The 11,800-nt window shown below is 72.6% G+C and carries 11 protein-coding genes; 8 read left to right on the top strand and 3 right to left on the bottom strand.

What is annotated here, in order from left to right; translation table 11 throughout:
* Positions 1-107: 107 nt before the first annotated feature.
* Together NOD94_RS22920 and NOD94_RS22925 are read right to left on the bottom strand one after the other, a co-directional pair.
* Positions 108-1,115, bottom strand: coding sequence for a glycoside hydrolase family 6 protein (locus tag NOD94_RS22920; RefSeq protein WP_281207933.1), 1,008 nt, complete (start codon positions 1,113-1,115; stop codon positions 108-110).
* 286 nt (positions 1,116-1,401) lie between these two features.
* Positions 1,402-2,397 (bottom strand): DUF5937 family protein, encoded by a 996-nt coding sequence (locus tag NOD94_RS22925; protein WP_281207934.1) that lies wholly within the window; start codon positions 2,395-2,397, stop codon positions 1,402-1,404.
* A gap of 93 nt (positions 2,398-2,490) precedes the next feature.
* Here NOD94_RS22925 and NOD94_RS22930 point away from each other — a divergent pair, with 93 nt between their 5' ends.
* The 4 genes from NOD94_RS22930 to NOD94_RS22945 all read left to right on the top strand — a co-directional run bounded on the left by NOD94_RS22930 (position 2,491) and on the right by NOD94_RS22945 (position 6,517).
* Entirely contained in the window at positions 2,491-3,759 is a 1,269-nt protein-coding gene (locus tag NOD94_RS22930; RefSeq protein ID WP_281207935.1) for an MFS transporter, read from the top strand.
* A gap of 21 nt (positions 3,760-3,780) precedes the next feature.
* Positions 3,781-4,290 (top strand): MarR family transcriptional regulator, encoded by a 510-nt coding sequence (locus tag NOD94_RS22935; RefSeq protein WP_281207936.1) that lies wholly within the window; start codon positions 3,781-3,783, stop codon positions 4,288-4,290.
* 98 nt (positions 4,291-4,388) lie between these two features.
* A complete protein-coding gene (locus tag NOD94_RS22940) occupies positions 4,389-4,718 on the top strand; it encodes a DUF3817 domain-containing protein (RefSeq protein ID WP_281207937.1) in 330 nt (109 codons plus the stop codon).
* A 98-nt stretch (positions 4,719-4,816) separates the two neighbouring features.
* Complete coding sequence (locus tag NOD94_RS22945) at positions 4,817-6,517, top strand: methylmalonyl-CoA mutase family protein (RefSeq protein ID WP_281207938.1); 1,701 nt, start codon at positions 4,817-4,819, stop codon at positions 6,515-6,517.
* Between the two features lie 123 nt (positions 6,518-6,640).
* Here NOD94_RS22945 and NOD94_RS22950 read toward each other — a convergent pair whose 3' ends face one another.
* Entirely contained in the window at positions 6,641-7,279 is a 639-nt protein-coding gene (locus NOD94_RS22950; protein ID WP_281207939.1) for a TetR/AcrR family transcriptional regulator, read from the bottom strand.
* Between the two features lie 223 nt (positions 7,280-7,502).
* Here NOD94_RS22950 and NOD94_RS22955 point away from each other — a divergent pair, with 223 nt between their 5' ends.
* From NOD94_RS22955 to NOD94_RS22970, 4 genes are all read left to right on the top strand, one after another.
* Positions 7,503-8,495: a tetratricopeptide repeat protein gene (locus NOD94_RS22955; protein ID WP_281207940.1), complete on the top strand. Its 993-nt coding sequence runs from the start codon at positions 7,503-7,505 to the stop codon at positions 8,493-8,495.
* Positions 8,496-9,100: 605 nt separating this feature from the next.
* On the top strand, positions 9,101-9,739 hold the full coding sequence (locus tag NOD94_RS22960) for a DUF6230 family protein (protein WP_281207941.1): 639 nt from the start codon (positions 9,101-9,103) through the stop codon (positions 9,737-9,739).
* A 107-nt stretch (positions 9,740-9,846) separates the two neighbouring features.
* A complete protein-coding gene (locus tag NOD94_RS22965; RefSeq protein ID WP_281207942.1) occupies positions 9,847-10,449 on the top strand; it encodes a DUF6114 domain-containing protein in 603 nt (200 codons plus the stop codon).
* On the top strand, positions 10,439-11,797 hold the full coding sequence (locus tag NOD94_RS22970) for a hypothetical protein (protein WP_281207943.1): 1,359 nt from the start codon (positions 10,439-10,441) through the stop codon (positions 11,795-11,797). Before NOD94_RS22965 ends, NOD94_RS22970 begins: the two co-directional genes overlap by 11 nt.
* Positions 11,798-11,800 lie beyond the last annotated feature (3 nt).

Genomic DNA, 11,800 nt, shown 5'->3' on the forward strand with positions numbered 1-11,800 from the left:
CCCCCCCCCCCCCCCCCCCCCCCCCCCCCCCCCCCCCCCCCCCCCCCCCCCCCCCCCCCCCCCCCCCCCCCCCCCACTGCCGTGTCCGGGCGCGGGGTCGCGGGGGTTCAGTCCCGGGCGCGGCGGGCCAGGCCGAGCGCGTAGTCGGGCCACCACTCGCCGGCCCGCGGGCCGCCGCGGCAGGTGCCGTCCGACTCGCCGGGCCGTTTGACCCACAGGTACGCGTCCACGAGCGGGTGGCCCGTCCGGTCGCTCGGCGGCGTGCCCAGGGCCCGGCCTGGCGGGTTGCACCAGGCCTGGTTCCGGTCGCCGGGCAGGGGGCCGGCGCCGTTGCGGCCGGTGTCGATGACGAAGTGCTTGCCGCCGGTGGCCTTGGAGAGCCTCGCCCCGTACGCGCGGCTCGGGGCGTCGGGCTGGAAGCCGGAGACGTTCAGGGCGAAGCCGTCGGCGCGGGCGAGGCCCGCCTTCTTCAGGGGCTCGACGAGGTCCGCCGGGTGCGGGATCCACGCCGGGTTCCCGGCGTCCAGGTAGACCTTGGTGTTCTTGTTCCGCTTGAGCCGGTCGACGGCCTCGGCGAGCAGCCGGTAGCGCTCGGCGTGGTGTTCGGCGCGGGTGCAGCCGACGACGAGGTGCGGGACGGCCTCCGGCTCCAGGACGACGAACGCCTTCGCCTCCCCGACGGCGTCGGCGACGGCTCCGGTCCAGGCGCGGTAGGCGCGGGCGTCCGGGGCGCCGCCGGTCGCGGAGGGGCCGCAGCCGCGGTGCGGGATGTTGTGCGCGACGAGCACCAGGGTCCGCCCCGCCGCCTTCGCGCCCGCACGGGCCCGGCGGACCTCCGGGGCCGGGTTCCCGGCCGGCACCCACAGGGCCAGCGGACGGTCGGAGATCCTGCGCAGGACCTGGGCGTCACTGTTGCGGCCCAGGGCCTCCCAATCGGCGACCTGCCGGGCGGCGGCGCTCCGCGGGTCGACCCAGAACGGGGACCCGGCGGCCACGCCCGCCGCACCGGGCAGCCCCTCGGCGGGCGCGGAGCCGGAGGCGCAGCCGGCGGTGGCCGCGAGGAGCAGGACGAGCCCGAGGGCGGTGGCGGGGCGACGTCGGACGGCGACGGACATCCGGCTCCTCGGGGAGAAGGGGCGGTGGGGGGCGGGTCGCGGGGGAGCGGGTGCCTCGGCGGATCGGTGCCTCGGCGGACCGGCGCCTCCGCGGACCGGGACATCGTGACATAGCGGACATCCGTCCCTCCCGTACGACACCGCGCGGGCGATCCGGGGCCGCCGGGCCGGGTGGCGACGGGCCGGGTGGCGACGGGCCGGATGACGACGGACCGGGTGGCGACGGGCCGGTTGACGAGGGGTCAGGTCGAGGCGTGCGGTGCGGGCGGGCGCGGGCGCCGTCGGATCACGCGGCGGTCGTGCCCCCGATCAGGGCTATGGCCAACGGGGTCCGTTCGTAGAGGACCTGGTGCCCGTGGCGGGAGGGGATCAGCAGGCCCGCCGCCCGGAGCGCCTTGAGGTGCGCCGACACCGTCGAGGGGGCCAGCCCGAGCCGCCGCGCGAGGGTCGTCGTCGAGGCGGGCTCGCGCAACGCGCACAGCACGTCCGCGCGGCCCCGCCCCAGCAGCCCGGCCAGCGCCTGCGGGACCGGACCGTCCGAGGCCGTCCACAGCGCGCCGATGCCGCGCGCCGGGTACACCAGGGTCGGTTGCCAGGGCGGGTCGTAGCCTCCGACCACGTCCGGCCACACGAACGCGCTCGGCATCAGCAGCAGCCCCTGACCGCCGGCTTCGCGGTCGTGGTGACCGGGGCGCTCGATGGTCAGGGTGGAACCCCCGCCGTCCCACCGCAGATCGGGGTGCAGGCCGTCGAACATGGCCGCCAGCCCGCCCGCGGCCAGCCGCCGGGAGTGGAACAGGATGTCCGCCTCCAACAGGGCCCGCAGCCGCGGCCAGTGCGGGGCGACCAGGGCATGCCAGGCCGCCTCCGTCAGATCGGCGAGTTCCCGCACGGCCCGCGCGGGATCGGCCAGCATCCGCCGGCCGATGTCGCTCTCCAACGCGCCCGGGGTGCAGACCAGCGACCGGCGCAGGTCCTCCCGGGCCGCCTCCGGGTCGGCCGCCCGTACCCGGGCCATCTCCTCCTCGAAGGTCACCGAGGGGCCGAGCGGCGGCGGGCTCAGCAGGTCCGGGTGGTGCCCGGCGCGCGGCATCAGCAGCCACAGCGGCCGCAGGTCCAGCCCGGCCGCGGCGTCCCGGATCCGGCTCAGCCACGGCAGGTGGTACGCCTGCCGGCTCCGCCTCAGCAGCACCCGCACCGCCTCCTGGGTCTCCCAGCGCGGCGAGACCGCGAACCGGCAGCGGAGCAGGTCGGCCGCCCCGAAGCGGTAGTGGTACCCCATGGACGTGCCCTCCCGAACGCCACCCCCGGCCCGCGGATTCGCCCGGGGACGAATCCCTACGCCGCAGCGTAGGTTCCGGCCAGGGTGGCCGCCATGACATCCACGTCCCTCGACCGGGGCGGCGCCGGCTCCCCGAGCCCTCCCGCACCGGAGGGCGCGGGCTACCGCGGGGTCTTCCGGGTCCGGGAGTTCCGTACGGTCTTCGCCGCGCACCTGCTGTCCCTGCTCGGCGTCGTCGTCGCCGAGATCGCCCTCACCGTCCTCGTCTACCGCGCCACCGGCTCACCCCTGATGAGCGCCCTCACCTTCGCCCTCGGCTTCCTGCCCTACGCCCTCGGCGGCACCCTCCTCGCCGGACTCGCCGACCGGCTGCCCGCCCGCCGCCTGCTCGTCACCTGCGACCTGTTGTGCGCCGCCTGCGCCGCCGCCATGGTCTGGCCGGGAACCCCCGTCGCGGGGCTGCTCGTACTGCGCTGCGCCATGGCCTTCGTCGCACCGCTCTTCCAGGGCGCGCGCAGCGCCTCGCTCGCCGACATCCTCGGCTCCGGCGAGGCCTTCGTCCTCGGCCGGTCCCTGCTGCGCATGGTCTCCCAGAGCGCCCAACTCGTCGGGTTCGGCCTCGGCGGACTGCTGCTCACCCTCCTCGCGCCGCGCGGCGCGATAGCGCTGACCGCCGCCGGGTTCCTGGCCTCCGCGCTGCTGCTGCGATTCGGTACGCGGGCCAGGCCCGCCCGCGCCCCGGGCGCCGCGGCCGCCCCGACCGGCGGCCTGCGGGTGCTGCTCGGGGACCGGCGGTTGCGCGCGCTCACCCTGTTGTTCTGGCTGCCGCCCGCCTTCGTCGTCGTACCCGAGGCGCTGCTCACCCCCTACGCCGACGGGATCGGCGCCGGCACCGTCACCCTCGGGATCCTCATGTGCGCCCTGCCCGTCGGCACCGTCGCGGGGGAGGTCTGGGCGGGCTCCGCCCTCACCGCACGAACGCGTTCGCGGATCGTGGCGCCGTTGGCCGCCCTCGCCCCGCTCCCGCTCCTCGTCTACGTCGTCCGGCCGGCCGCCCCCGTCGTCCTCGGGGCGCTGCTCCTGGCCGGGTTGGCCCAGGCGTACACCCTCGGCCTCGACCGGATGTTCGTCGACGCCGTACCCGAGGAGGCGCGCGGCCGTGCGATGACCCTGCTCGGGACCGGCATGATGACCTTCCAGGGCGTCGGCATGGCCCTGGCCGGTCTGGCGGCCGAGTTCTTCCCGGTGCACGCGGTCGTCACCGGTGCGGCTGTCCTCGGGGCGGCCGTCGTCCTCATGCTCCTCGCCGCGCTGCGCGCGGCCGGGCGGCCGAGGGGTGAGACGGGGCCGGGCACCAAATGACCGCCCGGTAGGGTCTGGTGGATGCCGAAGCCGCTCAGTCTCCCCTTCGACCCCATCGCCCGCGCCGACGAACTCTGGCAGCAGCGCTGGGGGCCGGTGCCGTCGATGGCCGCGATCACCTCCATCATGCGCGCGCACCAGATCCTGCTCGGCGAGGTCGACGCGGTGGTGAAGCCGTACGGACTGACCTTCGCGCGCTACGAGGCGCTCGTGCTCCTCACCTTCTCCCAGGCCGGCGAGCTGACGATGTCGAAGATCGGCGAGCGCCTGATGGTCCACCCGACCTCGGTGACGAACACCGTGGACCGGCTGATGGCGGCCGGGCTGGTGGCCAAGCGCCCCAACCCGCACGACGGGCGCGGCACGCTCGCCTCCATCACGGAGAAGGGCCGCGAGGTCGTCGAGGCGGCGACGAAGGACCTGATGGAGATCGAGTTCGGGCTCGGCGCCTACGACGCGGAGGAGTGCGCGGAGATCTTCGCGCTGCTCCGCCCGCTGCGGGTGGCCGCCGCCGACTTCGAGGAGGCGTAGGCGGTCCGGATCCCGGTCCGGACCGGGAGCCGCGCTCCTCCTCCCGGAGCCGGGGCCCGCGTCAAGATCGAGCAAAACGGACGGTTAGGCTCGTCGGCATGAAACGAAGCGTGCTGACCCGCTACCGCGTCATGGCCTACGTGACCGCGGTCATGCTCCTGATCCTCTGCGCCTGCATGGTGGCCAAGTACGGCTTCGACACCGGTGCCGACCTGACCTTCGCGGTCTCCCAGGCACACGGCGTGCTCTTCATGATCTACCTGGTCTTCGCCTTCGACCTGGGCTCCAAGGCCAGGTGGCCCTTCGGCAAGCTGCTGTGGGTGCTGGTGAGCGGCACGATCCCGCTGGTCGCGTTCTTCGTCGAGCGCAAGGTCCGCGCCGAGATCGAGCCGCTGGTCATCGGCGGTCCCGCCACCGCGAAGGCCTAGCGCGCGGCCCGGTCCGGGCTTGAGGAAATCCACCCCCGGGGGAGTCCCCGGGGGTTTCCCATCGACATTTACTAGGACGTCCTAGTAAATTCATGGGTATGGACGCTGACGTCATCGAGGAGGGCCGCCGTCGCTGGCAGGCCCGGTACGACAAGGCCCGCAAGCGCGAGGCCGATTTCACGACGCTCTCCGGAGATGACGTCGACCCCGTCTACGGCCCCCGGCCCGGTGACTCGTACGAGGGGTTCGAGCGCATCGGCTGGCCGGGGGAGTACCCCTTCACCCGCGGGCTGCACGCCACCGGCTACCGCGGCCGGACCTGGACCATCCGGCAGTTCGCCGGATTCGGCAACGCCGAGCAGACCAACGAGCGCTACAAGATGATCCTGGCCGCCGGTGGCGGCGGGCTCTCCGTCGCCTTCGACATGCCCACCCTCATGGGCCGGGACTCGGACGACCCCCGGGCCCTGGGCGAGGTCGGGCACTGCGGCGTCGCCATCGACTCCGCCGCCGACATGGAGGTCCTGTTCAAGGACATCCCGCTCGGCGACGTCACCACCTCCATGACCATCAGCGGGCCGGCCGTCCCCGCCTTCTGCATGTACCTCGTCGCCGCCGAGCGCCAGGGCGTCGACCCCGCCGTGCTCAACGGCACGCTCCAGACCGACATCTTCAAGGAGTACATCGCCCAGAAGGAGTGGCTCTTCGAACCCGAGCCGCACCTGCGCCTCATCGGCGACCTCATGGAGTACTGCGCGAACGGCATCCCGGCCTACAAGCCGCTGTCCGTCTCGGGCTACCACATCCGCGAGGCCGGGGCGACGGCCGCCCAGGAGCTCGCCTACACCCTGGCCGACGGCTTCGGGTACGTGGAGCTCGGGCTCTCCCGCGGTCTGGACGTCGACCACTTCGCCTCCGGCCTGTCCTTCTTCTTCGACGCGCACCTCGACTTCTTCGAGGAGATCGCCAAGTTCCGCGCGGCCCGCCGGATCTGGGCCCGTTGGATGAAGGAGGTCTACGGGGCCAAGTCCGACAAGACCATGTGGCTGCGCTTCCACACCCAGACCGCCGGTGTCTCCCTCACCGCGCAGCAGCCGTACAACAACGTCGTGCGCACCGCGGTCGAAGCCCTCGCGGCCGTGCTCGGAGGCACCAACTCCCTCCACACCAACGCCCTCGACGAGACCCTCGCGCTGCCGAGCGAGCAGGCCGCCGAGATCGCCCTGCGCACGCAGCAGGTGCTGATGGAGGAGACCGGCGTGGCCAACGTGGCCGACCCGCTGGGCGGTTCCTGGTACGTCGAGCAGCTCACCGACCGCATCGAGGCGGACGCCGAGAAGATCTTCGAGCAGATCAAGGAGCGCGGCCTGCGCGCCCACCCGGACGGGCAGCACCCCATCGGGCCGATCACCTCGGGCATCCTGCGCGGCATCGAGGACGGCTGGTTCACCGGCGAGATCGCCGAATCGGCCTTCCAGTACCAGCGGTCCCTGGAGAAGGGCGACAAGCGGGTAGTCGGCGTCAACGTGCACCACGGTTCGGTCACCGGCGACCTGGAGATCCTCCGCGTCAGCCACGAGGTGGAGACCGTCCAGGTGCGCGAGCTTGCCGAGCGCAAGGCCCGCCGCGACGACGCGAAGGTGACGGCGGCGCTGAAGGCCATGCTGGAAGCCGCCCGCGACGGCTCGAACATGATCCCGGCCATGCTGGACGCGGTGCGCGCCGAGGCGACGATGGGCGAGATCTGCAACGTGCTCCGCGACGAGTGGGGCACCTACACCGAGCCGCCCGGCTTCTGATCCCGGCTCGACGGGCCGGTCGTGGCACGCCCTCGCGGCGAGGCCACGACCGGCCCTTCCGTTTCCCGGGGCCGGGCCGGACCGGGCCGCGGCCGCGGTCGGAGCGGGCGGGTCGCCCCGGGCTCAGGACCGGTCCACGCCCTGGAGGCCGTGCATCAGCAGGGTGGTGAAGGCGGATACCCACACCTCGTCCACCGGTTCGGCGCTCACCAGCGCCCGGTGGACCACCGTGCCCGCGATCACGTCGAAGATCAGGTCCGTGGTGTGGGCGGCGACGGACTCGTCCTCCTCGTACGGAAGTTCCCCACGGGCCTGGGCCCGCTCGCGGCCCAGTACGACGAGACGTTTCTGCCGGTCCACGATCGCCGAGCGGATCCGGTCGCGCAGGGCCTCGTCCCGGGTGGACTCGGCCACGACCGCCATCAGCGCGGTACGGGCCTCGGGTCGGCGCAGCAACTGGGCGAACTGGAGCACCACGTGCTCGATGTCGGCTTCGAGCGAACCGCGGTCGGGGAGCTCCAGCGCGTCGAAGAGCTCCGCGACCGCGTCCACGACCAACTCGTTCTTGCCCGCCCAGCGCCGGTACAGGGTGGTCTTGGCGACGCCCGCGCGGGCCGACACGTCGCCCATCGTCAGCTTCGACCAGCCCAGGTCGACCAGCGCGTCCCGCGTCGCCGCGAGGATCGCGGCGTCCGCAGCGACGCTGCGGGGCCGGCCGGTGCGGCCGTGCGGGGAGCTGGAGCCGGGGCAGGGGTTGCGCATGGCCGAGACCATACCCGCCGGTAGGGGAACCGTCGGGGGGCCTTTCGCTGTGGTTCAGATCACGGGGCGCCGCGGGCTCCGGCGAGTTACGCTACGGCTCGTAGCGTAAGAGCGACAACCACGCGAAGAGCTACTGGTGCCGGGTGGGGACCCGGCGCCGCATTTCACGACGATCTTTCGGGATCTTTTTCGTCGGCGCGCGCACTCGGGGGAGGATGTACGCATGCAGCCCAGAAACATGTCCATGAGCGGCGTCGTCGACCTCGCCGCGGTGAAGGCGGCCGGCGAAGCCAAGGCGAAGGCCGAGCAGGCGCGCGCGGACGCGGCCCGGCAGGGCGGCGGCGCGGGAAGCGCCCCCGGCGGCGCCGTACCGCCGTCCGCCCTCGTCTTCGACGTCACCGAGGCCGGCTTCGAGAGCGATGTCATCCAGCTGTCCAACGAGGTCCCGGTCGTCCTCGACTTCTGGGCCGAGTGGTGCGAACCGTGCAAGCAGCTCAGCCCGCTCCTGGAGCGGCTGACCGTCGAGGCGAACGGCCGCCTCGTGCTGGCCAAGGTCGACGTCGAGGCCAACCAGACGTTGATGCAGCAGTTCGGCATCCAGGGCATCCCGGCCGTCTTCGCCGTGGTCGCGGGCCAGGTGCTGCCGCTGTTCCAGGGCCTCGCCCCCGAACAGCAGATCCGCGAGACCCTGGCCCAGCTGGTGCAGGTCGCCGAGGAGCGCTTCGGTCTCATCGGCATCCAGGTCGACCCCGACGCCGAGGGCGCCCCCGTCGCGGCCGAGGACTCCGCGCCGGTCGGTCCGTACGACGCGCTGCTGGAGGCGGCGGTCGGCGCGCTGGACGCCGGTGACTTCGCCGGAGCGGTGCGGGCGTACCGGAGCGTGCTCGCGGAGGACCCGGCCAACACCGAGGCGAAGCTGGGCCTGGCCCAGGCCGCGCTGCTGACCCGCGTGGGGGGCATGGACCCGCAGGCGGTGCGCGCCGCGGCGGCCGAGAACCCGAAGGACCCGGCCGCGCAGATGGACGCCGCCGACCTGGACCTGGCGGGCGGCCACGTGGAGGACGCCTTCGGTCGTCTCGTCGACACCGTGAGGGTGACGTTCGGTGACGACCGGGACGCGGTCCGCGTCCGGCTCCTGGAGCTGTTCGAGGTCATCGGGGCGGACGACCCCCGGGTGTCGGCGGCCCGCACGGCGCTCGCGCGGGTGCTCTTCTAGGGCCCGTCCGGGCCAGGCCGGAGGACGCCCGAGGGCGCCCGGAGGCCGGCGGCGATTTGTTGACACGTAGATAAACAGCGGCCGCGCTTTGCCAAATCTTGGCAATCGCGGCCGCTGTTACTCGTAGTAAGTCGAACCCCGTGAACTGTCCGGTTGGTTCGCTCTTCCACCGATCTGTCGTGGCCCTGGGTGACACCCTGCGTGCCCGCCCGACAGCACCGGGCCTCACTCCGGTTATCCACCCGTTACCCGCCAGTAACGAACCCCCTTGTGCCCCGGCCGGGAATGCACCACGATCGGCGACGCTCGGTCCTTCCCGCAGCGCCGCTCACCCGGAGCCGCGGTGGAGGGTCCCCACCGAGCCGACCGGTGGCAGTGTCACCGGCCGTGGACAGGGGGGTCCCTGCCGCACCGGCAGGGCCTGTCCTCCAGGTTGCGCGAACGCGTGGCCCAGTGGTTGTCGCTCGGGGGTGAACGCCGGTGTATCGGACGCGGCTGCGCCGCGGCTCGGCCGCCTGCGCTCCTTCCCGAGGACGTAGCACTTCTCCCATCCCAGGACGGGCACGGCCCGGACCGGAGATGTACGTCCGAGAAGGAGGAACGAAATGAATTCTCAGGTTCGTGGCGGCACCAGATGGAAGCGCTTCGCGCTCGTCATGGTGCCGAGCATCGCGGCCACGGCCGCGGTCGGTGTGGGTCTGGCGCAGGGTGCCCTCGCGGCGTCCTTCAGCGTCTCCGGCCAGGACTTCAAGGTCTCGGCGGACAAGCTCGACGGTGACAACCTCATCCAGTACGGCGGCATCGCCGAGGGTCACGACCTCAAGGGCAACCCGCAGAAGCACCCGGTCACCATCTCGGGCTTCAGTCACGCCGAGATCACCAACATGTGCCAGTCCCTGGTCACCCCGACGCCGCTGGGCAACATCACCCTGCAGCTGAGGACCGGCCACAAGGGCAAGCCGGCCGTCGCCGACAACATCTACCTGGATGTGGCGGAGCTCGACACCGACGCCGAGTTCAAGAACCTTGACATCGGTGTCGCGGTCGGCGACCCGAGCCACAAGACGAAGCCGCAGGCCGGTACGGTCACCAGCCCGTACGCGTTCTCCCAGCGTGCGGACAAGGCCGTCCTGTCGAACGTCCGGCAGAAGGCGTGGGCGACCACGGCGGGCACCTTCAAGCTGCCCGACCTGAAGCTGCGTCTGCTCGGCGGCGACCAGCCGTGCTACCAGGACGAGAAGTAGTCGGTCCCGGTGCGTGACCGCGGGGGCGGACGGCGGCAGCCGTCGCCGTCCGCCCCCGCGGGCTCCACATAGTTCTCCGTACCACCGTTTCCAGGGAGCTGTTGTCCATGAACCCCCAGGCCCCGGTTCGCGCCGCAGACGACGCTTGGCTCACCGTGGTGTACTACCAATTCCGCGCCTGGAGAGGCCGACGTCCCTTCTGGGCGGGCCTGTTCACGCTCCTCGGCGGTGTACCGATCGCCTACTTCCCGTACGCGGACCTGAGGCTGGGCAACGTCACCCTCGCGATGGCCACGACGGGTGGGGCCGGTGCGCTGATCATCGGGGTCCTGCTGATCACGCTCGGGCTGGCCCTCTGGTTCCAGCAGACCATCCGCGTCTTCGCGGGTGTCGCCGCGATCCTGCTGGCCCTGGTGTCGATCCCGGTGTCCAACCTCGGCGGCTTCTTCATGGGCTTCCTGTCCTCCATGATCGGCGGCGCCCTCGCACTGTCCTGGGCTCCCGGCGAACCGGTGGACGAGGAGGCGGAGGCGGAGGCCGAGGCGGCGGAGGCCGAGGCGGCGGAGGCCGAGGCGGCCGCCCGGACGGAGGCCAAGGCGCAGGTGCCGGCGGGCAACCCGTACGGCATCCCGGCTCCCCGTGACACGGAAACGGCGCACGTGACCGAGACGACTGCCCACGCCGATGGCGGGAGGAACAGTGCGGGGTGACGAGACGCAGCGGGGCGTGGCCCCAGGCGCAGAGTCCCGTGAGAGAAAGGGCCCGCGGCACGCGGCGCCCAGGAAGTCGCTGCTGAACAAGCTCCAGATACCCGTCGGCAAGACGATGGCGCTGGCGGCGATGCCGACGGCGGTGTTCGTCGGGATGGGCATGGCCCCGAAGATGGCACTGGCCGACGAGAAGGACATCCCCTTCGCGCCGGGTCCGTGCGTGACGCGCTCCGACGAACCCGCGGAGTCGGAGTCGGCCTCGCCGTCACCGAGCGGTTCCCCGTCGAAGACGCCGTCACCGAGTACGTCGCCCAGCGCCGGCCCCTCGCCGAGCGCGACCGGCGCACCGAAGCCGGGGGCGACCCCCTCGGCGTCGAAGACCCCCTCCGCCGCCAAGCCCTCCGGGGCCGCGACGACCGGGAAGCAGAGCCCCACGGCGGCGCCCACCACGAGCACCGCCCCGACCCCCTCGGCGTCGAAGACGCCGAACCCGCTGGACCCGCTGGGCGTCGGGGATGCCGTCAAGGGCCTCTTCGACGAACTCGGCAGGCCCCTCCAGGACGCGAAGAAGCCGGTCACCCCGACGCCCGCGCCCACCCCGAGCGGTGCGCAGACCCCGGACCCGGCCGCGGACGCGATCCGCGACGCGGCGAAGAAGGCCGGCGTCCCGGTCAAGGAACTGCCGCAGGACGTCAAGGACACCGCCAAGTCCCCCAAGGACGAGACGGGCAAGACGCCCGTCGAGGACCCGAAGGACAAGGACGCCGACGCCGACGAGGCCGACAAGGACGCCGACGAGGCCGACAAGGACGCCGAGGACAAGGACAAGGCCGAGGCCACGAAGGACCCGGACGGGAAGGAACCCTTCCCCTGCCCGACCTACGACGCCAAGGCACTGGCCGACGCCAAGCTGGAGCAGGGCGTACCGCTCCTGCCCGACGAGCCCTGGTACCTCGACAGCTCGCTGCTGACCCTCTACGGCCTCGACTACGAGGGCATCGTCGAGGTGAAGACGGCGGGCGGCAAGACCAAGAAGGTCCTGAAGTTCACGGCGGACTCGCTCGACATCAAGGACCTGTACCAAACGGTCGGGAAGGGCGCGAACACCGCTCAGCTGAAGTCCCGTCCGGGTTCCACGTCCACCATCCGCGGCGGCAAGGTGACGATGTACACCGAGAGCCTCAAGGGGAACCTGTTCGGACTCATCCCGATCGAGTTCACCCCGAACAGTCCGCCGCCGCTGAACGTCCCGTTCGCGTTCTTCACGAACGTCAAGGTCGTCCAGGCCGGCCAGTTCGGCGGCAACCTCACCGTCCCGGGCCTCAAGAACTACATCGGCCCGAAGTAGCCG

This window comes from Streptomyces sp. Isolate_45, assembly GCF_024721315.2.
In the GTDB taxonomy this organism is placed as follows: Bacteria; Actinomycetota; Actinomycetes; order Streptomycetales; family Streptomycetaceae; genus Streptomyces.